Below are 23145 nucleotides of genomic sequence, written 5' to 3'. Positions count from 1 at the left end.
ACGATGTATCAAAGCTCTTCAAATGACTATATGTCCAAATGAAAAGCCTGGTCTAGCTGACTAGGCTTGTTTCTTTGAAATTTGATGGAAGATGACTGTCCAGTTTTCATGGCGTCGCCAGAGGGATGTGTGGACATAGTCACCGATTTCAAAGGTGACCAGCTTGGATTTCTGGCTGATAGAGGTCATCTGGTAGTTGGATAGGTAGGTGGATTGTATAGGATGGGCTTGGAGCATTTCAATTTTATTAAGGTAGCGCCCCTTGGCATCAATCAGTAAGTAATTCTCATCAATCAGGTCTTCATAGCCAACTTCATGCGCTTGGATTTCGGATTCGAAGCGGTAGAGTTTGTCAAAGACGTGTTCAAAGATTTCGTCATGAGGGATTTCAGAAGGTTCGACATGGATATCTACATCAAAAACACCGTATTTCAGTGTAAGGAGTTGTTCTACCTGTTCGGTAATTTCATGGCTTTCGTAGACGGACAAATCGGGGTTCATTTCCAATACAATATCAAGATAGATGTTGGCACCATAGGTTCTGCCACGTTGTGATTTGACGGCAACTACTTTGGGCAATTTGAGAATATCTTCTTCGTATTTGTGGAGGAGCTCTTCATCAAAGCCGTCTGATAAGGTAAAGAAACTTTCCATGAATATATCGTAGGCTGTTTTTAAGACGAAGAAGGTAATGACAACAGCAGCGAATTTATCGACGATGGGGAAATTGAAGGCAGCTGCGATGATGGCAACGGATGTTCCGATAGAGGTCACGGCATCAGATAGGTTATCTTTTGCAGCAGCTTCTAAGGCTTTTGAATGAACTCTCCTAGCAAGAGATTTGTTATAAAGGTAAACACCAATCATAACAAGGGCTGAGAATACCCCAACTACAGCACCAGTCATATCAATCTCGACAGGCTGGTTGCTCATGATTTTGATGAAAGTAGAATAGAGAACTTGAAACCCAACAACGAACATAATAAAAGATGTAATCAGGCTGGCCAAGTCTTCCATTTTCCAATGTCCAAATTTATGGTCTGTATCAGCTGGTTTTTGTGCCATTCGCAGTCCGATAAGGACAGCTACATTGCCGATAATATCCGAAATATTGTTAAAGGCATCGGCGGTCAAAGCGTCCGAATGGAAAATATGTCCTGCGGCTAACTTAATTCCAGAGAGGATAATGTAGGCTGAAATGGAAATGATGGCACCACGCTCGGCAAGTTTTAAATTCTGAATTTGTTGGTTCATAGCTCCTCCTAAACATATTCATTTATTCTAACAAAAAGTCTACCCAGTTTCAAGAAACTTAGATAGACTTTTCTGGTGATGATTTCGTTTGTAGGTAGCGATAGAGTTGCAGCAAGACTGTTCCGCTGGCCATGCCGATAGGAATGACTAAGGCTAATGTGAGAACAGTGGTGGTATTGACCAAGGCTTCTTTGTAACTTCCAGATACAAACTGTGTCGTTGTCAGATAGGCTCTGTAGCCTGGGACAAGAGGTGCTAGGATGGCCAGTGAAAAAATAACTGATGGTGTTTTGAGGATGATGCTCATGATTTGGCTGATGCAAGAACCGACGATGGCAGCAATAAAGGTTGCAATGACAACATTTGTTGGACCGAGGAGGACTAGGTAAAGTAGCCAGACAACCATGCCTAATAAACCACCGGGAACCAGCAGTTGCTTCTGGACATTGAGGACAATGAGAAAGGCGGTAATCGCAATATAGGAGGCCAGGGCCTGTAAGAAAAAATGAAGACTATCCATAGTTTACCCCACAATCAAAAGCGCAACAGTTGTCCCTGCTCCCAAGGAGAGGATGACAAGTAAGGTTTGGAAGATTTTTGTCATACCGGTATTGAGATGGTTGGTCATCAAATCTCGAACGGCATTGGTAAAGGCAATACCAGGGACAAAGGGCATGACTGCACCAGCATTGATCATATTAGGATTGAGGGCAAGATCTGTATAGTTTGCCAGTAGCAAAGCTAGGAGGGAGAAGATCAAGGCGCCTACAAATTTAGATACAAATTCAATTCTGATTAGACGGTCAATCAGGAGGGAGCAGGGGAAGGCGACAAGGGTTACAAAAGCGGTTGCGACAGCCTCCAAAGGATTACCACCTACCATGATAGTAAAAAATGGTGCAGCTAGGACAGCAGCAAGAATGGTTTGAAGTTGAGTATAGGGGAGGGGTTGGTTGCGAATAGAGGTTAATTCTTCTAGTGCTTGGTTTAAGCTGACCTGTCCAGCGGTTAAGGAGCGTGAAACCTGGTTGACCTGACAGACTTTTTGCATATCGTGCACTGGATTGACAATCCGTTTCATCCGAGAGATATTCGTATGGTCAATAGAAAAGAAGATAGCAGCAGGAATAGCCAAAACGTTGACTGCTTCAATCCCCTGTGATTTAGCAATACGAATCATGGTATCTTCAACACGGTGGATTTCAGCACCGCTTTGTAAGAGAATGGCCCCAGCTAGCATGAGCACATCAATGGCTAAGTTGAGTTCCTTCGTATCTTCCATGGTAATCTCCTTTTCCCTATTTCATCCTATTATACCAAAACTTTATTTTTATATGAAAAAGTTGGATAAAGTCAAGCAAAATTCTTGAGGAATATTCATTTTTTGATATAATTGATTTATCAACTATTGATAAATCAATAAAAAGGAGGAAAGTATGCCAGATCTTTCTCGTTTACTTTATCAGATAAAATTAGCTGATGAAGCGGTCACAGGTCTATTTGAAAAACGTTTGGGCATCAGTTTAACTAGGTACCAGCTCCTGCAGCAATTGCTGGAAGACTATCCGTGTTCTCAGCAAACATTACAGGAAAAACTTCAAATTGACCGCGCGGCCATTACCCGTCACCTAAAGGTGTTGGAGAAAAATGGCTATATCAGTAGAGAGCGTAACCCTGAAAATCAAAGGGAAATGCTGGTTCAACCTACCCAGCTTGCTTTGGCTGATTTACAGGACCAACCGCCAGCCCAGCACCTAGCTGTGAAAGCAGCTATGGCAGACATTTTATCCGAGAGTGAAGAAGAACAGTTGAGCTATCTTCTGGAGAAATTAGTTTCTGGTCTTCAAACCCTCCCAGTTGAAACAGTTATTGAAGAAAAAGGAGAATAAACCTATGTCAATTTTTACAACTATTTTAGCCAGTATCGTAGCTCTTGAGCATCTTTACATTATGTATCTTGAAACCTTTGCAACCCATTCAGATTCTACTAGTCGTGTCTTTAATATGACAAAGGATGAATTGCAACGTAAGTCTGTGACGACACTTTTCAAAAACCAAGGTATTTACAATGGTTTGTTGGCTATTTTCCTCTTATATGGAATTTTCACAGGAAACCTGGAAATTACAACTATTTTTGTCTTGTTTGTTATTGGAGCAGCAGGTTATGGAGCTGTGACATCTAGTCCAAAAATTATCTTGACCCAAGGTGGACCAGCCATCTTGGCACTGATCTCTATTTTGTTATTTAAATAAGTTAAAAAGCCTTCCGTTGAGGAGGGCTTTTTGCAATTACCGAATAGTCAATTCTCCGTCCAGTGTAGAGATGAAGAGGTAATTATTGGCTTGGGTATTGGAATAGGTTGGCAGTTCCATTCTAATATTATTTTGACTGGCATCTATGTAGAGGTCCGATTTTGTTTGTGAATGAATAGAGATGTCGATTGAGCCATCGTAATTACTGATGTCATGTCTTCCTTCTAGTTTTAGGTTTTCAGCTTTAAAATCCCCATCCTCAATCCTTAGGCTACTGCCAACAGTATTGGAAATGTCTTTCGGACTTGTTAATGTGGAATGATTGATTGCTACTTCTCCATTGAGGTGTGATAAATGAGTAAAGCTGACGTGACTGTTTTCAATCAACATGTCACCATCTTCTACAGTGAGTTCAAGATCTTGAATAGTCACTTTATCCAGATACAGATCTCCTTCAAGCTTGCCTGAAAGTGATTCGATTGTGCTATTTTTAGGGACCTGTAAGACAGGTTGGTAGTAGGAAATATTCTGGTCATTGACAAGATTTAAGATAGGTTCGAGCAAACCATCATAAGAAATGATACCTTGAAAGGCACTAGAAATGCTTAACTTTCCATCTTGAACTTGGTGACTGAGAAGGTCGATATCTTTATGCTGGTTTCGATAGTAGTGGAGGTGGAATTGGTTGTCGGGCGAGGGCATAATGGACAGTTTTTCATTAACTTCTATTGCCCTAATGTTACTAAAACTGGCAGTTTGGGGCTGAAAATAGTTTTCTGCTACAAATTTCATATTTGTCCAACCGCCAGCTAGGTAGCCGATAAGGCTGAGAATGGCTCCAAGACTGAGCAGGCTCAAACAAATTTTCGTAAATGGTTTAAGCTCTTTCATGATAATCTCCTTTGCGAATGGTTCTTTGTATCCAGTGTAAAACAAGCAAGAAGGTTTTGCTTCCAAGGTCTAGAGTGAATTTACTACCCAAGAGGGTGAGTGCCAAACAGATGAGGGCTAGCCCTGTGAAGAGGAGGGAGGAGGACCATGAGAGTGTGAGGAGGTCGAAGGCGAGGAGAAGCTGGGCGATTGCTAGACTGAGGAGGACAATCCAAAGTGAGATAAGGAGTAGAAAGGCGCTGAGGATGAGCAGGAGTAGGATAATGAAGAGGGCAACTAGGGTAATCGCTAGGGGAATGCCTATTGGTGCGGCAAGGATGGCGAGGATGGTCAACCAGACCATATTGCGGGTATTTGGCTTATTTTCCGTCCGCTCTTTTTCGTAGAGGGTCGCTAGAATTTCACTTGCGGCTTCTTTAGGACTGCCTAATTCTTGAATAGCTTCTTCGTCGTTTTCTTTCTCATCGAAAAATTCATTGAAATAGTCCAAGGTATCTTGAAAATCTTCTTTAGGCAAGTGTTTGAGATGTTTTTCAAGCTTCTGTAAATATTCCTTGCGATTCATAGGAACCTCCTTTATCCTACAGTAAGCTGGCAGTCTTGACAATGAATAGCTAGCTGAGCAGAGCTATTTTCTTGCTTGTAGCTGAGATGAGTGATGTCCCTCTCTTTCATCATTGTAAACGCCATATCCTTTGGAAGTTTAAGGCTAGAATCTTCCTCCCAGATGTCCAAACTGATGTCTGTATTCGGTTTAAAGGTTAGGACAGAATCTTCAGCCTGACAGTTTAGGCTCTTTTCTAGGACAAAATCCTTCAACTTCCAGACACAATCTTCTAATCTTATCCTTGCATCTGAAAAGCTCATGCTTGAGAGAGTGATAACAGCATCGCTGGCTTCCAATTTCAACTCGTCCAGTCGTCCATCTGAGATAGTTAGTGTAGCGTCCTCTAACCATAGGGCAGAGCTTGGACAGCTCACTTTCGTCATGCTGATGCTGCTATCTTCTGCATTGATGACTAGCTGTTCGCTCGCCTGCACAGCCGCCATCGTCAGACTACTATCTGTCGTTTTCAGATTGAGACTAGTAAGGGGCAGGAGTTTTTTAGGGATTTTGAGAATAGCAGAGCTAGTTTGCTGGTTGGAAAAGTAGAGGTGGTCTGGGAGTGGCTTGCTAGATAGGTACAAACTATCTTGGACTAGTTGATGGTCAAAAGCCTGATAGGACATTTCTTCAGAAAATGGATTGTGTAATACTACCTTGTCACCTTCATAGCTTTGCACACTAAGTGCTTGGTCTTCGAGAACAATCTGTAAACTTGTAAAATTAGGTAATTCTTCAATCTTCGCCTTCAATTCAATCCTTTTCCTAGCTTGAAAGGCTGAATGTTTGAAATTGTTGAAAAAACCATCCCAGTCAAATTGAAAGTCAAAGTCAAAATCGAAATCAAATGCTTTAGTTGATTGTGAAGTGCCTTGGTCTTCCTTAGCAATGAGGGCATCTTCGGGCAGGTTGGCTATGATTTCCTTTGCAGCTTCTTCAGCTGTTCCAAGTTCGTTAATAGCTGCCGCGTCATCCGCTTTTTCGTCGAAATATTCATTGAAGTAGTCCAGAGCTTCCTGTCTGGCACTTGGATGGAGTTGAGATAGTGCTTGTTCCAGTTGGTTCAGATAATCTGCGCGTGTCATTTTCGTAGGCTCCCTTCTATAATTCCGTCAATATGGTCTTTGTAGGTATTCCATTCAGCCTGCAGGAAGGGGATGTGCTCACGTCCAGCAGGTGTGATGGTATAGTATTTCCGCTTTCTCCCTTGAAATTCTTGGGTATAGGTGGTAACGTAGCCAGCCTTTTCCAATTTTTTCAAGATAGGGTAGAGAGTGGATTCCTTTATGTCAGCAACTATCTTGATGGTCTGACTGATTTCATAGCCATAGGAATCCTGTTTTTCCACGATGGCTAAGACTAGAAATTCAATCAAGATAGAGGATACGGGGTAGTACATGAACTCACCTCTTTATCTTTATGTAAATTATTTATATATAAATTATATACCTATGTTTTACTAAAATCAAGTGATTATATAAATTTTTTATATATTTTTTTTAAACAAGTAAAAAACAACCCTTCTGTGAGCAGAGGAGTTGCTTCGTTTTGGATTAGTCAATAAAGAAAGTTTGTGGACCTTGGTAACGGCTTCCGTCATTGAAGGCAATGTAGAGGTTGAACAGTGGTGTAAACAATACGTAGAAGATGGCTTGAATATCTGACAAACCGAATGCTTTACCGTAGCAATAGGTTAGATAGATGCCATAGAGCGGTCCAGCAAGTGGAATGAGCAAGAAGAAGATAAACCAGCCTTTATCTTCCCCGAATGTGATGCATTGTTGAACATAGAGGTTGTAGAAGGGAATGAGGGATTTCCAACCAGCGTAGCCAGCTTTTTTAAAGAGGATTTAATTGGAAATGGCAAGGAGGATATTCCAAATGAGTGAGAAAACCACAACACTTCCCCAGATACCAACCAATAAACCTTGTGCAACTGTTTCTTCTATCATAATAAAACTACATTTCTTTTTGATGGTTCTATTATAGCAGTATTATTTAAATAATACAATAGTTATGTCGAACAATTTTCAAAAAAAGTAGATTTTTTCAGAAAACCTACTTTTCTTTTTTATTTGTAAGCTACAATACCTAAAATCACATCAACAGCTTTTTCCATGGTTTGCAGGCTGACGAACTCGAAGCGGCCGTGCATGTTTTCACCACCAGCGAAGATGTTTGGCGTTGGAATGCCCATGAAGGAAATCTTAGAGCCGTCAGTTCCTCCGCGAACTGGCTCAATCAGTGGCTTGATATCCAGATTTTCCATGACGTCCTTGGCAATGTTGATTGGGGTCATGTCTTTTTCGATGATTTTCTTCATGTTGTAGTACTGGTCATGTAAGTTGACAATGACACGTGGCGTATCAAAGTTGGCATTCATCTTTTCTGCAATGTCCAGCATGAGCTGTTTGCGGGCTTGGAAGTCTGCTTCCTCGAAGTCACGGATGATGTAGGTGGTAGAAGCAGTATCGACACTCCCTTCCATGTTCATCAAATGGAAGAAACCTTCGTAACCTTCAGTTTTTTCAGGACGGTCTGCTTCAGGAAGAGCATTGTGGAAATCAATAGCCATCTGGAAGGCGTTAATCATCTGGTCTTTAGCAGAACCAGGGTGGACATTGCGTCCAAGGAAGTCAATTTTGGCACCAGCTGCTGAGAAGGTTTCGTACTGGAGTTCGCCAAGAGGTCCACCGTCCATGGTGTAGGCAAAGTCCACATCAAAGTCTTCCACATCAAACTTGTCTGCACCGACACCGATTTCTTCGTCAGGACCAAAACCGACACGGATTTCGCAATGTTTGATGTCGGGATTTTGGACTAGGTACTCGATAGCCGTCATGATTTCTGCAATTCCGGACTTGTCATCAGAACCTAGCAAGGTCGTACCATCTGTCGTAATCAGGGTTTGACCGTGGTAGTTAGCCAGTTGTGGGAAGTCTTTTGGATGCAATTCATAGCCAGAAGTTCCCAAAGCAATTGGATTGCCGTCGTAGTTTTCGATGATTTGCGGATTGACACCTTCTGCGTTGAAATCAGCCGTATCCATATGGGCGATAAAACCAATCTTGCGTGTCAAACTCGGGTCGTTGGCAGGGAGTGTTCCCACCGCAAAACCATTTGGCAGGTAGTGAACATTCTGCAAGCCAATCCGTTCCATTTCAGGCAAGAGGATGTTCTGTGCGAACTCAACTTGGTTCTGAGTAGAAGGTGTGGTGGTTGAGTGTTCATCTGAGCGGGTATTTTCTTTTACATAGACTAAAAAACGGTCTAAGAGTGTTGGGTATTTCATAGTATCTCCTTATTTGTTCAAAATATGTTTTTCAATGGCCTTGGCAACGCCGTTGTTCTCATTGGTATCCGTGATGTCTTGGGCGATAGCCTTGACCTGCTCGTTGGCGTTGCCCATGGCAATTCCCAAACCAGCAAATTCAATCATTTCAAGGTCGTTGTTGGCATCTCCCATAGCCATGATTTCTTCTGGGAGGATACCGAGGTGGTCTGCCAGTTTTTTCAAACCAGTTGCCTTGCTGGCACCGTTTGGTAAAATTTCCAAGAGATAGTCTTGTGAACGAACGGTGGAGTATTTCTGACTGAGTACAGAGTTATGTTGGTTTTCAAAGATATCGATATGCTCTTTTTCACCGACAAACATGGCTTCAAAGAAGCGGTGTTTACCAGACGTTGCCTCGTCCAAGTCAATTGGCTGCGGTGTCATACCGACTAAACTAGCATCCAAGTTCACTCGGTCATTGGCTTTTTCCGCAAGAACGAAATAGTCTTCCTCATCGAAGAGGGAAATCTGTACATGGTCATTCTCAATAAAAGTAGCAAGATAGTCAATATCAGCAATAGACAGTTCTTCCCAGTCAATCAGTGCCCAATCCTTTGTTGAATGCGTTGAACAACCATTGTTAACAATGATGTATTCGTCTTCAGTATCAAATCCTAATTGTTGAACAAAGGGTTTGACGCCAACCAAGGGCCGACCTGTACAGAGAACGACAGTTACACCAGCCTCTACAGCCTTATGAATAGCATCAATCTGTGGTTGCATCAGTTCTTTTTCCTCATTTAAGAGCGTTCCGTCCATATCAAGGGCGAGTAATTTAATCATATATTCCTCCTTGTTTCCAATACATCTAGTATAGCACAAATCGGGAGAGGACGGATTGAAATACTAAAAGAAATGCTATATAATAGAACAAAATAGAAAGGAGGCGATTGAGATGAAAGTATTAAAAAATAGAATTGCTGTAGAAAAAATGAATCAAGGGGAGGTTATCAGAAACTAATCTCCCAAAAGGAGTAAAAATGAAGATTGTAACTGTATCAACTGTCGCTGACAAGGCAAGGATTATCGAGGAGGTGTTAGCGGACTTGCCAGAATGGTTTGGTTTGCCTGAGAGTACCAGAGCTTACATTCAAGATGGTTCTGCCTTGCCGCTGGGCTGCCTATGATGCTGATGAAGCTGTTGGTTTTGTGACCCTGACTAATTCTTCGGAGGCTTGCGGAGATGTTCATTGTATGGGCATCAAGAAAGCCTATCATCGCCAGGGAATTGGACGTTTGCTCATGCAAGCCTTGGAGGAAGAGGCTCGGAAGGACTATGCCTACTTGCAAGTCAAGACAGTGGATGAAGGGCATTATAAGGAATACGACCAGACCATTGCTTTTTATAAATCCTGTGGTTTTGTCAAGTTAGAGGTATTTCCGACCCTCTGGGATGAATGGAATCCCTGCTTGCTGATGATTAAAAAATTATAGACAATGGAGAACATCGGTTATAGACCGGTGTTTTTTGGTATAATAGAAGGATAGAATAGGAGCATGATATGAAGATTAGTGTGAAGAAAGAGGCGGGGCACTACCTGCTCAGCATTTGCTATTCTGTTCCAGCTAATTTGGCGGAGGCATGGGATTTGTTGGCGACGGATAGTGGCTTTGCTCGCTGGTTTCCTCAGTTGAGGGTTGAGGGTGACAAGTTGATATTTGAAATGGAAGACTTTCGTGAAACCATGGATTTATTAGCCTATCAACCACAGGAAAAAATTGCTTACACATGGGACTCTGCCAAAGTTTCTTTCAGCTTGAGCCAGCAGGAGCAAGGAACGTTGATTGTCTTTGAGGAAGAAATCCCAGTTGATTTTGGCAATGACTATGCGGATGCCAAAAAAGATATGACAGGTTGGTTGGTGCAGAATGAATGTATCAAAAACCTCTTAGAAGGTCATGATCTGCCTGCAGGTCAACCATTACAGGAAAAATGGTTGGCTTTCTTAGAAAAGGAATTGAAGTTGTAGAAAATGAGGTGTATCAAATGAAGAGATGGTGGGCTCAAATACGAGAAGAATATTATGAAACACGTTACAATTCAGGTGAGGATTGGTTGGAGTGGTTCATAAAGAGAAAAATGACTTGGGGCTGGCGGTGGATACTAGCTTTGACTATCTACGTTTTTTATCGCTTATTTTTTATCGATCCACGGAATATCCCTCGCTTCTTTTACTTTTTGTGGATACTTGGCTTTGTATATGTCACATATGAACTGATTTTCTATCTTGTTCGCAGGAAGAGGAAATAGTTGCAACTGTTGTTGCTTGATTGATGAAAGGAAAAATTATGCACAATATTACTTGCCCTCATTGCGCTACCGTTTTTACGGTCAATGAAACAGAATACAGTCAACTTTTGGCCCAGGTACGTGGTGCGGAGTTTGATAAGGAAATCCACGACCGCTTGGAGCGGGAACGGGAATTATTGTCCCAGAAGGCTGAAAATGATTTACAGGCCAAACTGGGTGACAAGGACAAGGAAATTCTTGATCTGACTGCACGCTTGGACAAACTAGCTAGTCAGACAGAATTTGAAATCAGCTCTGCTATGTCCCAAAAGGACAAGGAAATCCTTGAACTGACTGCAAGGTTGGACAAGTTGGCTAGTCAGACAGAATTTGAAATCAGCTCTGCTATTTCCAAAAAAGACCAAGAAATCCAAGAACTCAAGGCTCAATTGGGGCAAGTCGAGCTAGCCAAGGACTTGGAGTTGCAGCAGGCGGTGGCTCAGGTGGAGAAGGAGCGTGACGCGGCTCAGAATGCTTTGGCTATGCAGGAGCAGAAGCAGGAATTGGCTCTGGCGACCACCCGTCAGGAGTACGAGGTGCGGCTCAAGGCGGCGGACGAGCAGGTGGAATTTTACAAAAATTTCAAGGCCCAGCAATCGACCAAGGCGATCGGCGAGAGTTTGGAGCTCTATGCTGAGGCGGAGTTTAATAAGGTACGGCAGTTGGCCTTTCCCAATGCCTACTTTGAGAAGGATAATCAGGTGTCGGCGCGTGGTTCCAAGGGCGATTACATTTATCGGGAGCTGGACGAGAATGGGGTGGAAATCATCTCCATTATGTTTGAGATGAAGAACGAGGCGGACGATACGGTCAAGAAGCACAAGAACGAGGACTTTTTCAAGGAACTGGATAAGGACCGTCGGGAGAAGGACTGCGAGTATGCTGTTTTGGTGACCATGTTGGAGGCGGACAACGACTACTACAACACGGGTATCGTGGATGTCAGCCACAAGTACGAGAAGATGTATGTGGTTCGTCCCCAGTTCTTTATTCAGTTGATAGGGCTTTTGCGAAATGCTGCGCTCAACAGTTTGAAGTACAAGCAGGAGTTGGCATTGGTCAGAGAACAGCATATCGACATTACCCATTTTGAAGAAGATTTGGCGACCTTCAAAACAGCCTTTGCTAAGAACTACCAGTCAGCCAGCTCCAATTTCAAAAAGGCTATTGATGAAATCGACAAGGCCATCAAGCGAATGGAGGCGGTCAAGGCAGCCTTGACTACCAGCGAAAACCAGCTCCGACTGGCTAATAACAAGCTGGAAGACGTTTCTGTCAAAAAACTCACTCGCAATAACCCAACGATGAAGGCCAAGTTTGAGGCGTTGAAAGATGAGAAAGAATGATATTCAAGAATTACTGAATGAAATTTGTATCATATTCCAAAATGAATTAGGAGAGAATTTACTTGGTATCTATCTGCATGGTTCTCTTGCAACAGGTAGCTTTATCTGGGAGAATAGTGATGTAGATTTTTTAGTAGTTGTTGAACATTCCTTAACACAGATAGAAAAAATAAGAATAATTCAATCTCTTTATACTTTGTTGCCCCAAGCTCCTCCTAAAGGGTTGGAGATGAGTATTGTATTGAAAAGTTGTCTTAAACCATGTGATTATCCTGTCCCATATGAACTGCATTTTTCAAATATGCATATTCAGGCTATCCATGATAATATAGAAAAATATTGTGATAATATGCAGGGAAGGGACGAAGATTTAACTGCACATATTATGGTTATCTGGCATAGAGGAATTAATTTATGTGGTCCAGATATACAACAACTGTTTGAAGAACCAAGGCGAGAAGATTACTTAGACAGTATTTGGTTTGACATTCAAGATTACGAGAATAAAGTCTTGGAACGACCTGTTGACGCGGTACTAAATCTTTGTCGAACGCTAGCCTACCTTGATGAGAATATTATTCTATCAAAAAGAGAAAGTGGGGAGTGGGTGCTCACAGTTTGTCATCCTATGTACCAAACTCTGCTAGAAGATACTTTAGCAGTTTACAAGGGAGAACGATTAGAGGCAGTAATTGATAGGCAGTTAGCAAAACGATTTGTGGAAGAGCAGATGAGGCAAATACGGGAGAAAATCAGATGAAACTCATTATTTTACATGGTCTAGGTCAGACTGTGGCCAGTTACGATGACTTGAAAAACTCTTTGACCGATGTTGAGGTCGATGTATTGGAATTGCCAAAGGCAAAGAATTTTGAACACCTTTGCAGTCAATTACGGAACAGGTTGCAACAGGAAAGCAGTCCTTTTGTACTTTTTGGATTGTCGCTAGGTGGTGTTCTAGCTTTGTCACTAGCCAATCACTTGCCTAAGTGCCGAGGGCTGGTTGTTTCAGGGGCCCAGTATCGCTTAGAGGGGAATTGGTTGTTTGGTTTTCAAATCGCGATTATGTCCTTGCTTCCCAAGTCTTTTTACAATAAACAAGGACTAGATAAGGCTCAGTTGTTAGAATTGCAGAAAAGCATGCGTCAGCTTGATTTAAGGAAAGAAATTAGTCAACTCAGTCGGCCCACCTTGCTAATCTGTGGCTCAACGGACAAACCCAATCTGAAACCTGCACATGAACTGAACAAATTAATACCACAGGCTGAGCTTGTTATCATCGAAGATGGAGGGCATGAATTAAATGTTCATAAACCAGCGGAATTGGCTCAAGCCATCAAGCAATTTCTAGAGAGGTACTTTTCATGAACACCATCGACCTAAATCTGCCTGTGGCAGAGATTATCAATCAGCACCCAGAAGTCAAGGAGATACTGGTGGAGCTTGGTTTCAAGCCCTTGGCAAATCCAGCTATGCTCAACACAGTTGGTAAGGTGACCAGTCTTAAGACAGGCTCCAAGATGACCAAGATTCCGTTAGACCGTATTCAACAGGTCTTGGAATGCAACGGTTATGAGGTAATAGGAGGAGAAGCATGATGGAACAACGGATTGACATTTTAAAGAATATTCTCTTGGACCTGCACAATGGTGCCAGTCCAGAGTCTGTTCAGGACCAGTTTAATCAGCATTTCACGGGAGTTTCTGCTTTGGAAATCTCCATGATGGAGCATGAACTCATGTCCAGTGATACGGGCATCACTTTTGAAGACGTCATGAGCCTTTGCAATATCCACGCCAACCTCTTCAAGGGAGCCATTGCAGATGTGGAAGTGGCGGATATAGACCAGGAAGGGCACCCTGTCTATGTCTTCAAGCAGGAAAACCTAGCACTGCGGGCGGCTCTTTTACGCATCCGTCGTATCCTCGACCAGTATGAGCAGACAGAGGATGCGGAACTGCAAGACCAGCTCCTGCAAGGTCTGACTCGCCAGTTTGACCTCTTGGGGCAGTTTGAAAACCACTATACCCGCAAGGAAAAAGTCTTCTTTCCCATTATGGAGCGCTACGGTCATGATGCACCGCCCAAGGTCATGTGGGGTGTGGACGATGAGATTCGGGACCTCTTCAAAACGGCTCGCAAAACCCTTGCAACAGGCGACCTAGCAGCAATAAAAGCCCATTTTGAAACATTTGCCAAGGAATTTGAAGAGATGATGTTCAAGGAAGAGGCCATACTTCTCATGATTTTGCTGGAGATTTTCACCCAGGACGACTGGCTCCAAGTGGCAGCAGACAGCGACGCTTACGGCTACGCCATTGTTAAGCCGACAGCCAAGTGGGTGCCTCATCGGGAGGTTTTTGGAGAAATAGCAGAGCAGGCCGCAGATAGCATTTCTCCGCAGCCAGCTAGCCCAAACCAGCAGATTATCGACACGCCAGAAGGCCAGTTTACCATTACCTTCACACCCAAGGAAAAGTCAGAAACTGTTCAGGACAGAACCAGTCCGCAGACCTTCGGCAACGGTTATTTATCTGTTGAGCAGGCCAATCTTATTCTCAATCATTTACCGCTGGAATTAACCTTTGTCAACAAGGATGACATTTTCCAATATTACAATGACAGCCACCCTGTCGAAGACATGATTTTCAAACGAACGCCCAGTCAGATTGGACGCCATGTGGAGCTCTGCCATCCTCCCAAAATAGTAGACAAGGTCAAGAAGATTTTTGAATTGCTCCGCACAGGGCAAAAAGACCAGGTTACCATGTGGTTCAAGTCCGAGAGAATGGGCAAGTTTGTCTATGTGGTCTATAAGGCGGTGCGTGATGACCAAGGAGAATTTCAAGGCGTTTTGGAATATGTCCAGGATATTCAACCATTTTTTGAGATTGATAGCGATTTTCATCGGGATATCTAAATCATACAGGACCGCCCACAAGAGCGGTCCTTTGTGTTATAATGAAAACATGATTTCAGGAATTATTAATGTAAAAAAAGAGGCGGGGATGACCTCGCATGATGTTGTTTTTAAGCTCCGCAAGATTTTGCAGGAGAAAAAGATTGGTCACGGTGGAACCTTGGACCCAGATGTGACAGGCGTTCTGCCCATCGCAGTCGGCAAGGCCACGCGCATGATTGAGTATATGCAGGAAGAGGGCAAGATTTACGAGGGGGAGATTACCCTCGGCTACTCAACCACGACAGAAGATGCTTCGGGCGATATCGTCGAGCGGACACCGGTTTTGGACATAGCAGAGCAGGCAGTTGATGAGGCCATGGCTAGCTTTGTAGGGACCATTACCCAAATTCCACCCATGTACTCTGCCGTCAAAGTAAATGGCCGCAAACTCTACGAATACGCACGAGCGGGTGAAGAAGTCGAACGTCCTCAACGCCAAATTGACATATACAGTTTTGAGAGAACCAGCCCGATTGAGTTAGCAGATGACTGTGCCCGTTTTACCTTTCGAGTTCGCTGTGGCAAGGGAACCTATGTCCGTACCCTATCTGTTGACTTGGGAGCTAAACTAGGCTATGCCAGCCATATGTCTAAGCTGGAGCGGACAGGTTCAGCTGGTATGAGCCTGGCTGACGCCCTGACAATCGAGGAAATTGCTGACAAGGTAGCTCAAGCTGACTATTCCTTCCTTCGTCCCATTGAACAAGGAATTGGTGATTTGCCTATTGTTGATTTGACGATTGAGCAAGTTATTGATGCCAGATTTGGTCGTTTTATAAGCTTAGATAGTCAGGCGAATTTGTTGGCAGGTTTTCATAAGGAGAAACTGGTGGCTATCCTAGAAAAACGTGACCAAGTCTATAAGCCTCGCAAGGTTTTTCTTGAAGAAGTTTTAGCCTAGTTGTGATAAAATAAACACTATGAAGATTAGAACGATTAAAAATTATCAAGAACTCCATCAGGAAGAGCCGACTGTTTTGGTTCTAGGTTATTTTGATGGCATTCATCTGGGGCACAAGGCACTCCTGGACCGAGCTAGGAAGGTGGCGGATGAAAAGGGTTTGTCGGTGACCGTACTGACCTTTCCAGAGTCCCCTCGCCTTGCCTTTGCTCGTTTCGCTCCAGAGCTCTTGCTTCATTTGACCAGTCAAGAGGAACGCTATCGCCTCCTAGAAACATACGGTGTGGATCAGCTGGTTTTGACAAACTTTACCAGTGAATTTGCCACCAATACTCCACAGCAGTTTTTGGACCGCTACATAAGAGGTCTTAATGCCCAGGTCTTGGTGGCTGGTTTTGATTATCATTTCGGCAATTGCAGAGCAGATGTCCAGGATTTGACCAGTCTATTTGATGGGCAGGTTGAAATCGTAGAAGAAGTCTGTCTAGATGGAGAAAAGGTATCGTCTACCCGTATCAGACAAGCCATTCAAGCAGGAAATGTTGCATTAGCCAATCGTCTGTTAGGCTATACTTTTATGACGGAAGGAATTGTGGTGCATGGAGATGCCAGAGGCCGCACAATTGGCTATCCTACAGCAAATCTGGCTCCATTTGACCGAGTACATTTGCCATCAGAAGGGGTCTATGTAGCCGATGTTGAAGTGGATGGCAGACGCTATCGTGCCATGACAAGCGTTGGGAAAAATGTCACTTTTGACGGAACAGAAATGCGGATTGAGGCCCATATTTTTGGATTTGACCGCTTTATTTACGGTGAAAAAATCACTATTTTCTGGCTCGAAAAAATTCGCGACATGGTCAAATTTGATGGGATTGATAGCCTAATGGAACAGATGAAGTTGGATGAAGTATTCGCTCTGCAATGGGGGAAAAATGATTAAAAGAATAATTCAAGATCCCCGATATGAAAAAGGGATGACCTATCTAGCTATCGTTTATGTTTTTTTGATTATTCTTGAGCTGATAGATGCCAGTATTGCAAGTTCGGCTGGCTATAACGCCTTAGACTGGCTACTTTGGTTTATCTTCGTCTGTGACTACTTTGTCAACCTCTATTATGCAGATGATAGTATAGACTACATTCAAACCCATATTTTAGAATTGATTGCGATTATTCCTTTCGATTCCGTCTTTAGTTTTCTTCGTTTGGGGCGTTTGGCTCGGCTATTTAGGTTGGTCAAGGTGGCTCGCATTTTTGCCCTTTCCAATCGTTTTTGGAATACGGTTAACAGGCTCTTACATACAAACAGTTTGTCCAAAGTCTTGATGTTAAATGTTTCGGCCGTTTTGACTGCTAGCGTCCTGTTATCAGCCATTGAAGGCAAATCCTTTTTTGACGCAGTTTGGTGGTCTATCGTTACCATGACAACCGTGGGTTATGGGGATATTGTTCCTCAAGATACCATTTCCAAAGTGATCGCCATCCTCTTGATGTTGGTCGGAATTAGTACCTTTGGTATGGTGACTTCGACCATTACCCGCTTTTTCTCTGAAACAGAAAAAGAAACCAAGTTGGATTTATTGCTTTCAAAAATGGATGAACAAACAGAGATAATCAAGCGATTAGAAGCTAAAATAGAAGCTTTAGAAAAATTAAGAGAATTAGACTAAAATTCCTATTGAAAACTGAGCTAAAATGCATTATAATAGACTTGTAGGATAATGTAGAAGGGGGGATTAGTGGATGATTACGTTATTTTTATCACCGAGTTGTACCAGTTGCCGTAAGGCGCGTGCTTGGTTGACCAGTCACGAAGTCCCTTTTGTTGAACACAATATCATGACCAGCCCTTTGACGGCGGATGAACTGAAAAAGATATTGGCTTTGACTGAAAATGGAACAGATGATTTGATTTCTACTCGTTCCAAGGTTTTTCAAAAGCTGAATGTTGATGTAGATGAGTTGTCCATTAAACAGTTGATTGAGCTGATTGAGCTTTACCCAAGTCTTTTGCGCCGTCCCATTATTTTGGACGAGAAACGGATGCAAATCGGTTTCAATGAGGATGAAATTCGTGCATTCTTACCACGCAAATACCGCAAACAAGAACTAAAAAATGCTACATTGAGGGCAGAAATCGGATAAGAAAGATAGATTTAGAAGATATGAACAAAAATTATTCATATCCACTTGATTTTTCGTGGAGCACAGAGGAGATTTCCTCCGTGCTTTCTTTTTTAAATCAGGTGGAGGCAGCCTATGAAAAAGGTGCGGATGCAAGTGCTATCCTTACCAGCTATAAAGAATTTAAGGATGTTGTAAAGAGTAAGGGGCAGGAGCGCCAGATTGATCGAGAATTTGAAGAAGTATCTGGTTATTCTACCTATCAAGTTGTCAAGGTTGCCAAGGAGAAAGGGAAAGGGGTTGTCCGTCTTGGAAACTAAGTATCGCTTAGCCCAATCACTTGTTTTGGCTGCGGGTGATTTCTTACGTCAGCATTTAGATGATCAATTGGAAATTGAAGAAAAGGCTAGTGCCAGGGATTTGGTAACCCACTTGGACAAGGAAGTTCAAGATTATCTTACTAATAAACTTAAAACAAATTATCCCAATGACTTCATTTTTGGTGAAGAAGGTGGCGACGTCAGTTCTATTTCACAGGGAAATGTATGGGTCATCGATCCGATTGATGGAACTAGCAATTTTATTGCACAGAAAAATGATTTTGCCATTATGGTCGCCTATTTTGAAAACGGAGTTGGACAGTTTGGTCTGATTTATGATGTGATACAGGACAAGTTGTTTCACGGAGGTGGAAACTTTCTAGTATGTTGCAATGAGAAGCCGTTAAAGCAACAGACATTTGCTCCCCTCCAGCAAAGTCTGATGGGCTTGAATGCTCAACTCTACGCAGCCAATCAACATGGTTTGGCTGATTTAGCAAATCAAACATTAGGCACACGGTCAGTTGGCAGTGCAGGTATTGGTTTCACCCATGTTTTAGAAGGAAGGTTATTTGCCTACGCTTCCTATTTGTATCCATGGGATTATGCCGCAGCTAGTATCTTAGGTCAAGGATTGGGATTTAGTTTGCTGAGTTTGGAAGCAGAAGTCCCTTCATTTGATAAGAGAGAACATGTTGTCCTCGTTGCCAATCAACACTTAGAGGAAGTGAAGAGGTATTTATTCTAATGCAATTACCACAGGATTTTATTGATAAATATAGTGATTTGCTTGGTCCAGAAGCCCAAGCATTTTTTGAGAGTTTTGATGAGCCAGCTATTTCAGGTTTTCGGACAAATCCCTTGAAGGAACATCAAGTCACTTTTGACCAACCAATTCCAGATATGCCTTGGTCCTATTATGGAAAGGTTTCAGGAAAATCGCCAGAACACGTGACTGGTTTGGTCTATTCACAAGAACCAGCTGCCCAAGTTGTCGGACAGGTTGCCAGTCCTGAAAAGGGAATGAAGGTCTTGGATCTGGCTGCTGCACCGGGTGGAAAATCAACCCACCTGCTTTCTTATCTGGACAATACCGGACTGCTAGTGAGTAATGAAATTTCAAGCAAACGGGCAAAAATATTGGCTGAAAACATTGAACGGTTTGGAGCAAGAAATGTAGTCGTGACCAATGAGTCTGCCGACCGCTTGGCCAAGGTCTTTCCAGCCTATTTTGACATGATTGTTTTAGATGCTCCTTGTTCTGGTGAAGGTATGTTCAGAAAGGATCCTGCGGCCATTCAGTACTGGTCCAAAGACTATCCAGCCCAGTGTGCAAGTCTGCAGAGAGAGATTTTAGGATCTGCCTTGGATATGTTAGCGCCAGGTGGAAAATTGATTTACTCGACCTGTACTTGGTCACCTGAGGAAAATGAAGAAATCGCCGCTTGGCTATTGGAGAATTATGAGCTAGAGTTGATTGATATTCCCAAAATCAATGGCATGGCGGAAGGGATTGGCTATCCTCAAACGGCTCGCATGTATCCCCATCATTTTGCAGGAGAGGGGCAGTTTGTAGCCAAGTTTAGATATAGAGGTGAAGCCAAGCAGAAAAAAATGAAGCCAGGAAAATCAAACTTAAATAGAGAACAACAAGCTCTCTGGAAAGAATTTGAGCAGAAGCATTTAGCTGTTCAATTGTCCGGTTTGTTACAGGTTTTTGGAGATAATCTCTATCTCTTGCCTGATGGATTGCCAGATTTGTCTAAAGTTAAGATTGCACGGAATGGACTTCATTTAGGCACTTTCAAGAAGAAGCGCTTTGAACCTAGTTTCGCCTTGGGTTTGGCACTTCACAGTTCAGAAGTCAAGCATAGAGTTGACATCATCTTAGATGATTTTCCAGCCTATGTTTCTGGACAAACTGTTGCAGTTTCTAAGGACCTACCTAATGGTTGGTACCAAGTAGCAGTTCAGGGAAATGGTCTAGGATTTGCGAAAATTGTTTCTGGTATCCTTAAAAATGCCTTTCCTAAGGGCTTGAGATTTTAGTTGAATTAAGCAGATTTTTTTTGCAACTTGTCTTTTTATATGATATAGTGGATGAGTGGAAATAACTTGTAAATTCCTTGTAAAATACAAGGAAATCATAAGGAGATTCCACTGAAAAATGTAAAGGAAAAAACGAAATGAAAAAAAAGCAGAAGCTTGGAATTGCAGCTTTGTTTCTTTTGAGTAGTGTAGCTCTTGCTGGTTGTTCCTCATGGATTGACCGTGGAGAGTCTATTACTGCAGTCGGTTCTACAGCCCTTCAACCTCTAGTTGAAGCCGCAGCAGATGAATTCGGTAGTGTCAATATCGGAAAATCTATTAACGTACAGGGCGGTGGATCAGGTACAGGTCTGTCCCAGGTCCAGTCTGGAGCTGTTCAGATTGGTAACTCGGACGTGTTTGCGGAAGAGAAGGATGGTATCGATGCTAGCAAATTGGTCGACCATCAGGTTGCCGTTGCGGGTCTAGCCGTTATTGTTAATGAAAAGGTAACAGTTGACGATATTACTACAGAAGATCTTCGTAAGATTTTCACTGGTGAGATTACCAACTGGAAGGAGCTTGGTGGCAAGGATTTGGAGATTTCTATCATTAACCGTGCGGCAAGTTCTGGTTCCCGTGCCACATTTGATAGTATTATTATGGATGGTCATACAGCGGCACAAAGCCAAGAGCAGGATTCAAACGGGATGGTCAAGTCTATCGTAGCTCAAACACCGGGTGCTATTTCCTACTTGTCATTCGCTTATCTTGATGACTCAGTAAAAACCATCAAGCTAAACGGTGCTGAGCCAATTGCAGAAAACGTGGCAACCAATGCTTGGCCGATCTGGTCTTATGAGCATATGTACACCAAGGGTGAGCCAACTGAATTAACGGAGGAATTCTTGGACTACATGATGTCTGATGAGGTTCAAGATGGTATCGTTGAAAGCATGGGCTATATCTCTATCAATGATATGAAGGTTGAAAAGAGTGCTGATGGCACAGTGACAGAGAAGGAGTAAGCATGAAAAACGAACAACTAGCTAAAGAATTATCTTCTCCGTCTAAGAACTCCCGCTTGGAGAAGTTTGGTAAGGTCATTACCTTCCTATGCCTATCGCTGATTGTCTTTATCGTTGCCATGATTTTGATTTTCGTTGCGCAACGTGGTTTATCGACTTTCTTTGTGGATGGTGTGAGCATCACTGATTTCTTGTTTGGAAGCAAGTGGGAACCAAGCTCTAAAATCTTTGGGGCTTTGCCGATGATTTCAGGTTCTTTCATTGTTACGATTTTGTCAGCTATCGTAGCAACACCAATTGCTATCGGTGCAGCAGTTTTCATGACAGAAATTTCACCTAAGCGTGGTGCTAAGATCTTGCAACCTGTTATCGAGCTTCTAGTCGGAATTCCGTCAGTAGTATATGGTTTCATTGGTTTGCAAGTGGTTGTGCCTTTTGTCCGTTCTATCTTCGGTGGTACTGGTTTTGGCATCTTGTCAGGGGTATTTGTCCTCTTTGTCATGATTTTACCAACAGTAACCTTTATGACGGTCGATAGTTTGCGTGCGGTGCCTCGTCACTACCGTGAAGCAAGTTTGGCAATGGGTGCAACTCGTTGGCAGACAATTTGGCGCGTTATCTTGAATGCCGCTAAACCAGGTATTTTCACGGCCGTAATCTTCGGAATGGCGCGTGCCTTCGGTGAAGCCTTGGCGATTCAGATGGTAGTTGGTAACTCAGCGGTTATCCCAACTTCTCTCACAACGCCTGCAGCGACCTTGACTTCTGTATTGACCATGGGTATTGGTAATACGGTTATGGGAACAGTTCAAAACAATGTTCTTTGGTCATTGGCCCTTGTCTTGCTCTTGATGAGCCTTATCTTTAACATGATTATGAAATTTATTACGAGAGAGGGTAAGAAAAACTATGCACGCTAAAAAATTTGATAAATTGGCGACTGGTATTCTTTACTCCATCGCTACGGTGATTGTTGTTATTTTGACATCACTTATTCTCTATATCTTGCTCCGTGGTTTGCCACATGTTGACTGGCATTTCTTGACCAGCAAATCATCTTCATATAAAGCTGGTGGTGGTATCGGAATTCAGCTCTACAACTCATTCTTCCTATTGGTTGTAACGCTCTTGATTTCTGTTCCCTTGTCAACAGGAGCAGGCATTTACTTGGCAGAATATGCAAAGAAAGGTCCTTTGACAAACTTCATCCGTACCTGTATTGAGATTTTGTCATCACTGCCATCCGTTGTCGTTGGTTTGTTTGGTTACTTGATTTTCGTTGTACAGTTTGAGTATGGTTTCTCCATCTTATCAGGAGCCTTGGCTCTGACAGTCTTTAACCTGCCACAGATGACCCGTAACGTTGAGGATAGCCTTCGTCACGTTCACCATACGCAACGTGAAGCTGGTTTGGCCCTTGGTTTATCACGTTGGGAAACGGTTCTTCACGTAGTTATTCCTGAAGCTCTTCCAGGTATTGTAACAGGTATTGTATTGGCATCTGGTCGTATCTTTGGTGAAGCAGCAGCCCTCATCTATACAGCAGGTCAATCAGCACCAGCCCTTGACTGGTCAAACTGGAATCCATTGAGTGTTACGAGTCCGATTTCTATCTTCCGTCAATCTGAAACCCTTGCGGTTCACATTTGGAAGGTCAACAGCGAAGGGACAATCCCAGATGCAACTCAAGTGTCAGCTGGTTCAGCAGCCATCCTCTTGGTATTCATCTTGATTTTCAACCTTTCTGCTCGTTATATCGGTAAGAAACTTCATGCGAAAATGACTTCAGCAGCTTAGAAGTCTGACT

28 protein-coding genes and 1 pseudogene are annotated in these 23145 nt (G+C 42.8%); 19 read left to right on the top strand and 10 right to left on the bottom strand.

The annotated features are described in order from the left end of the window. Positions 1-60: 60 nt before the first annotated feature. From PW220_RS06035 to PW220_RS06025, 3 genes are read right to left on the bottom strand one after another with little or no spacing between them, the layout of a single operon-like run. Entirely contained in the window at positions 61-1254 is a 1194-nt protein-coding gene (locus PW220_RS06035) for a cation diffusion facilitator family transporter (protein WP_248055145.1), read from the bottom strand. 58 nt (positions 1255-1312) lie between these two features. Next, positions 1313-1774, bottom strand: a complete 462-nt coding sequence (locus tag PW220_RS06030) for a threonine/serine exporter family protein (protein ID WP_248055157.1) — start codon at positions 1772-1774, stop codon at positions 1313-1315. Positions 1775-1777: 3 nt separating this feature from the next. Continuing rightward, positions 1778-2536, bottom strand: a complete 759-nt coding sequence (locus tag PW220_RS06025) for a threonine/serine exporter family protein (protein WP_248055159.1) — start codon at positions 2534-2536, stop codon at positions 1778-1780. A gap of 154 nt (positions 2537-2690) precedes the next feature. On the opposite strand from PW220_RS06025, the gene PW220_RS06020 reads away from it, so the two are divergent. Beyond that, positions 2691-3143: a MarR family winged helix-turn-helix transcriptional regulator gene (locus PW220_RS06020; protein WP_248055161.1), complete on the top strand. Its 453-nt coding sequence runs from the start codon at positions 2691-2693 to the stop codon at positions 3141-3143. A gap of 4 nt (positions 3144-3147) precedes the next feature. Then, positions 3148-3507 (top strand): DUF1304 domain-containing protein, encoded by a 360-nt coding sequence (locus tag PW220_RS06015; protein ID WP_248055163.1) that lies wholly within the window; start codon positions 3148-3150, stop codon positions 3505-3507. Positions 3508-3543: 36 nt separating this feature from the next. On the opposite strand, the gene PW220_RS06010 is transcribed toward PW220_RS06015, so the two are convergent. The 7 genes from PW220_RS06010 to PW220_RS05980 form a co-directional block, all read right to left on the bottom strand. Beyond that, positions 3544-4398: a DUF4097 family beta strand repeat-containing protein gene (locus tag PW220_RS06010; RefSeq protein ID WP_248055164.1), complete on the bottom strand. Its 855-nt coding sequence runs from the start codon at positions 4396-4398 to the stop codon at positions 3544-3546. Further along, on the bottom strand, positions 4385-4963 hold the full coding sequence (locus tag PW220_RS06005) for a DUF1700 domain-containing protein (RefSeq protein ID WP_248055166.1): 579 nt from the start codon (positions 4961-4963) through the stop codon (positions 4385-4387). The genes PW220_RS06010 and PW220_RS06005 overlap by 14 nt, the downstream gene beginning before the upstream one ends. Positions 4964-4974: 11 nt before the next feature. Further along, positions 4975-6087: a DUF4097 family beta strand repeat-containing protein gene (locus PW220_RS06000; protein WP_248055167.1), complete on the bottom strand. Its 1113-nt coding sequence runs from the start codon at positions 6085-6087 to the stop codon at positions 4975-4977. After that, positions 6084-6401, bottom strand: a complete 318-nt coding sequence (locus tag PW220_RS05995) for a PadR family transcriptional regulator (protein ID WP_105114847.1) — start codon at positions 6399-6401, stop codon at positions 6084-6086. Before PW220_RS05995 ends, PW220_RS06000 begins: the two co-directional genes overlap by 4 nt. 154 nt (positions 6402-6555) lie before the next feature. Then, the gene (locus PW220_RS05990) at positions 6556-6777 is read right to left on the bottom strand and encodes a DUF5684 domain-containing protein (RefSeq protein ID WP_248055232.1); all 222 of its coding nucleotides are present in this window, start codon (positions 6775-6777) and stop codon (positions 6556-6558) included. Positions 6778-7073: 296 nt separating this feature from the next. After that, positions 7074-8294: a peptidase T gene (gene pepT, locus PW220_RS05985; RefSeq protein ID WP_248055168.1), complete on the bottom strand. Its 1221-nt coding sequence runs from the start codon at positions 8292-8294 to the stop codon at positions 7074-7076. A gap of 9 nt (positions 8295-8303) precedes the next feature. Further along, entirely contained in the window at positions 8304-9119 is an 816-nt protein-coding gene (locus PW220_RS05980; RefSeq protein ID WP_248055170.1) for a Cof-type HAD-IIB family hydrolase, read from the bottom strand. A gap of 197 nt (positions 9120-9316) precedes the next feature. On the opposite strand from PW220_RS05980, the pseudogene PW220_RS05975 reads away from it, so the two are divergent. The 17 genes and pseudogenes from PW220_RS05975 (at position 9317) to pstA (ending at position 23135) form a co-directional block, all read left to right on the top strand. Continuing rightward, positions 9317-9770, top strand: a pseudogene (locus PW220_RS05975) (GNAT family N-acetyltransferase). 68 nt (positions 9771-9838) lie between these two features. Continuing rightward, complete coding sequence (locus PW220_RS05970) at positions 9839-10306, top strand: SRPBCC family protein (RefSeq protein ID WP_248055172.1); 468 nt, start codon at positions 9839-9841, stop codon at positions 10304-10306. 319 nt (positions 10307-10625) lie between these two features. After that, on the top strand, positions 10626-11972 hold the full coding sequence (locus PW220_RS05965) for a DUF2130 domain-containing protein (protein ID WP_248055173.1): 1347 nt from the start codon (positions 10626-10628) through the stop codon (positions 11970-11972). Next, positions 11959-12732 (top strand): aminoglycoside adenylyltransferase domain-containing protein, encoded by a 774-nt coding sequence (locus tag PW220_RS05960; protein ID WP_248055175.1) that lies wholly within the window; start codon positions 11959-11961, stop codon positions 12730-12732. The genes PW220_RS05965 and PW220_RS05960 overlap by 14 nt, the downstream gene beginning before the upstream one ends. Then, positions 12729-13340, top strand: coding sequence for an alpha/beta fold hydrolase (locus PW220_RS05955; protein WP_248055176.1), 612 nt, complete (start codon positions 12729-12731; stop codon positions 13338-13340). The genes PW220_RS05960 and PW220_RS05955 overlap by 4 nt, the downstream gene beginning before the upstream one ends. Beyond that, complete coding sequence (locus PW220_RS05950; protein WP_029172144.1) at positions 13337-13570, top strand: DUF1858 domain-containing protein; 234 nt, start codon at positions 13337-13339, stop codon at positions 13568-13570. The genes PW220_RS05955 and PW220_RS05950 overlap by 4 nt, the downstream gene beginning before the upstream one ends. Beyond that, complete coding sequence (locus tag PW220_RS05945) at positions 13567-14892, top strand: DUF438 domain-containing protein (RefSeq protein ID WP_248055178.1); 1326 nt, start codon at positions 13567-13569, stop codon at positions 14890-14892. The genes PW220_RS05950 and PW220_RS05945 overlap by 4 nt, the downstream gene beginning before the upstream one ends. A 52-nt stretch (positions 14893-14944) precedes the next feature. Further along, complete coding sequence (truB, locus tag PW220_RS05940; protein WP_248055238.1) at positions 14945-15835, top strand: tRNA pseudouridine(55) synthase TruB; 891 nt, start codon at positions 14945-14947, stop codon at positions 15833-15835. Positions 15836-15854: 19 nt separating this feature from the next. Continuing rightward, positions 15855-16778 carry a bifunctional riboflavin kinase/FAD synthetase gene (locus PW220_RS05935; RefSeq protein ID WP_248055184.1) on the top strand — a complete coding sequence of 308 codons (924 nt, stop codon included), beginning with the start codon at positions 15855-15857 and terminating at the stop codon, positions 16776-16778. Next, positions 16771-17508 (top strand): potassium channel family protein, encoded by a 738-nt coding sequence (locus PW220_RS05930; protein ID WP_248043482.1) that lies wholly within the window; start codon positions 16771-16773, stop codon positions 17506-17508. Before PW220_RS05935 ends, PW220_RS05930 begins: the two co-directional genes overlap by 8 nt. Positions 17509-17581: 73 nt before the next feature. Further along, positions 17582-17983: a Spx/MgsR family RNA polymerase-binding regulatory protein gene (locus PW220_RS05925; RefSeq protein ID WP_105125429.1), complete on the top strand. Its 402-nt coding sequence runs from the start codon at positions 17582-17584 to the stop codon at positions 17981-17983. Positions 17984-18003: 20 nt separating this feature from the next. Then, positions 18004-18282 (top strand): UPF0223 family protein, encoded by a 279-nt coding sequence (locus PW220_RS05920; RefSeq protein ID WP_105125428.1) that lies wholly within the window; start codon positions 18004-18006, stop codon positions 18280-18282. Beyond that, positions 18272-19030: an inositol monophosphatase family protein gene (locus tag PW220_RS05915; RefSeq protein WP_248055185.1), complete on the top strand. Its 759-nt coding sequence runs from the start codon at positions 18272-18274 to the stop codon at positions 19028-19030. The genes PW220_RS05920 and PW220_RS05915 overlap by 11 nt, the downstream gene beginning before the upstream one ends. After that, positions 19030-20331, top strand: coding sequence for an RsmF rRNA methyltransferase first C-terminal domain-containing protein (locus tag PW220_RS05910; RefSeq protein WP_248055187.1), 1302 nt, complete (start codon positions 19030-19032; stop codon positions 20329-20331). The genes PW220_RS05915 and PW220_RS05910 overlap by 1 nt, the downstream gene beginning before the upstream one ends. A 137-nt stretch (positions 20332-20468) precedes the next feature. After that, positions 20469-21338: a phosphate ABC transporter substrate-binding protein PstS gene (locus tag PW220_RS05905; protein ID WP_171998847.1), complete on the top strand. Its 870-nt coding sequence runs from the start codon at positions 20469-20471 to the stop codon at positions 21336-21338. A 2-nt stretch (positions 21339-21340) separates the two neighbouring features. Further along, complete coding sequence (gene pstC / locus PW220_RS05900) at positions 21341-22258, top strand: phosphate ABC transporter permease subunit PstC (RefSeq protein ID WP_029176378.1); 918 nt, start codon at positions 21341-21343, stop codon at positions 22256-22258. Further along, the gene (gene pstA, locus PW220_RS05895; protein WP_044758719.1) at positions 22248-23135 is read left to right on the top strand and encodes a phosphate ABC transporter permease PstA; all 888 of its coding nucleotides are present in this window, start codon (positions 22248-22250) and stop codon (positions 23133-23135) included. The genes pstC and pstA overlap by 11 nt, the downstream gene beginning before the upstream one ends. Positions 23136-23145 lie beyond the last annotated feature (10 nt).

The sequence above is a fragment of the Streptococcus sp. 29892 genome, from assembly GCF_032594935.1.
Taxonomy (GTDB): Bacteria; Bacillota; Bacilli; order Lactobacillales; family Streptococcaceae; genus Streptococcus; species Streptococcus hyiners.
The sequence above is the reverse complement of the archived record's forward strand: the minus strand, read 5'-3'. Positions and strand labels throughout refer to the sequence as shown.

Excerpts from the sequence above, each read along its gene's own strand:
- PW220_RS06035 (WP_248055145.1), bottom strand. The coding sequence starts at position 1,254 with ATGAACCAACAAATTCAGAATTTAAAACTTGCCGAGCGTGGTGCCATC.
- PW220_RS06030 (WP_248055157.1), bottom strand. The coding sequence starts at position 1,774 with ATGGATAGTCTTCATTTTTTCTTACAGGCCCTGGCCTCCTATATTGCG.
- PW220_RS06025 (WP_248055159.1), bottom strand. The coding sequence starts at position 2,536 with ATGGAAGATACGAAGGAACTCAACTTAGCCATTGATGTGCTCATGCTA.
- PW220_RS06020 (WP_248055161.1), top strand. The coding sequence starts at position 2,691 with ATGCCAGATCTTTCTCGTTTACTTTATCAGATAAAATTAGCTGATGAA.
- PW220_RS06015 (WP_248055163.1), top strand. The coding sequence starts at position 3,148 with ATGTCAATTTTTACAACTATTTTAGCCAGTATCGTAGCTCTTGAGCAT.
- PW220_RS06010 (WP_248055164.1), bottom strand. The coding sequence starts at position 4,398 with ATGAAAGAGCTTAAACCATTTACGAAAATTTGTTTGAGCCTGCTCAGT.
- PW220_RS06005 (WP_248055166.1), bottom strand. The coding sequence starts at position 4,963 with ATGAATCGCAAGGAATATTTACAGAAGCTTGAAAAACATCTCAAACAC.
- PW220_RS06000 (WP_248055167.1), bottom strand. The coding sequence starts at position 6,087 with ATGACACGCGCAGATTATCTGAACCAACTGGAACAAGCACTATCTCAA.
- PW220_RS05995 (WP_105114847.1), bottom strand. The coding sequence starts at position 6,401 with ATGTACTACCCCGTATCCTCTATCTTGATTGAATTTCTAGTCTTAGCC.
- pepT (WP_248055168.1), bottom strand. The coding sequence starts at position 8,294 with ATGAAATACCCAACACTCTTAGACCGTTTTTTAGTCTATGTAAAAGAA.
- PW220_RS05980 (WP_248055170.1), bottom strand. The coding sequence starts at position 9,119 with ATGATTAAATTACTCGCCCTTGATATGGACGGAACGCTCTTAAATGAG.
- PW220_RS05970 (WP_248055172.1), top strand. The coding sequence starts at position 9,839 with ATGAAGATTAGTGTGAAGAAAGAGGCGGGGCACTACCTGCTCAGCATT.
- PW220_RS05965 (WP_248055173.1), top strand. The coding sequence starts at position 10,626 with ATGCACAATATTACTTGCCCTCATTGCGCTACCGTTTTTACGGTCAAT.
- PW220_RS05960 (WP_248055175.1), top strand. The coding sequence starts at position 11,959 with ATGAGAAAGAATGATATTCAAGAATTACTGAATGAAATTTGTATCATA.
- PW220_RS05955 (WP_248055176.1), top strand. The coding sequence starts at position 12,729 with ATGAAACTCATTATTTTACATGGTCTAGGTCAGACTGTGGCCAGTTAC.
- PW220_RS05950 (WP_029172144.1), top strand. The coding sequence starts at position 13,337 with ATGAACACCATCGACCTAAATCTGCCTGTGGCAGAGATTATCAATCAG.
- PW220_RS05945 (WP_248055178.1), top strand. The coding sequence starts at position 13,567 with ATGATGGAACAACGGATTGACATTTTAAAGAATATTCTCTTGGACCTG.
- PW220_RS05935 (WP_248055184.1), top strand. The coding sequence starts at position 15,855 with ATGAAGATTAGAACGATTAAAAATTATCAAGAACTCCATCAGGAAGAG.
- PW220_RS05930 (WP_248043482.1), top strand. The coding sequence starts at position 16,771 with ATGATTAAAAGAATAATTCAAGATCCCCGATATGAAAAAGGGATGACC.
- PW220_RS05925 (WP_105125429.1), top strand. The coding sequence starts at position 17,582 with ATGATTACGTTATTTTTATCACCGAGTTGTACCAGTTGCCGTAAGGCG.
- PW220_RS05920 (WP_105125428.1), top strand. The coding sequence starts at position 18,004 with ATGAACAAAAATTATTCATATCCACTTGATTTTTCGTGGAGCACAGAG.
- PW220_RS05910 (WP_248055187.1), top strand. The coding sequence starts at position 19,030 with ATGCAATTACCACAGGATTTTATTGATAAATATAGTGATTTGCTTGGT.
- PW220_RS05905 (WP_171998847.1), top strand. The coding sequence starts at position 20,469 with ATGAAAAAAAAGCAGAAGCTTGGAATTGCAGCTTTGTTTCTTTTGAGT.
- pstC (WP_029176378.1), top strand. The coding sequence starts at position 21,341 with ATGAAAAACGAACAACTAGCTAAAGAATTATCTTCTCCGTCTAAGAAC.
- pstA (WP_044758719.1), top strand. The coding sequence starts at position 22,248 with ATGCACGCTAAAAAATTTGATAAATTGGCGACTGGTATTCTTTACTCC.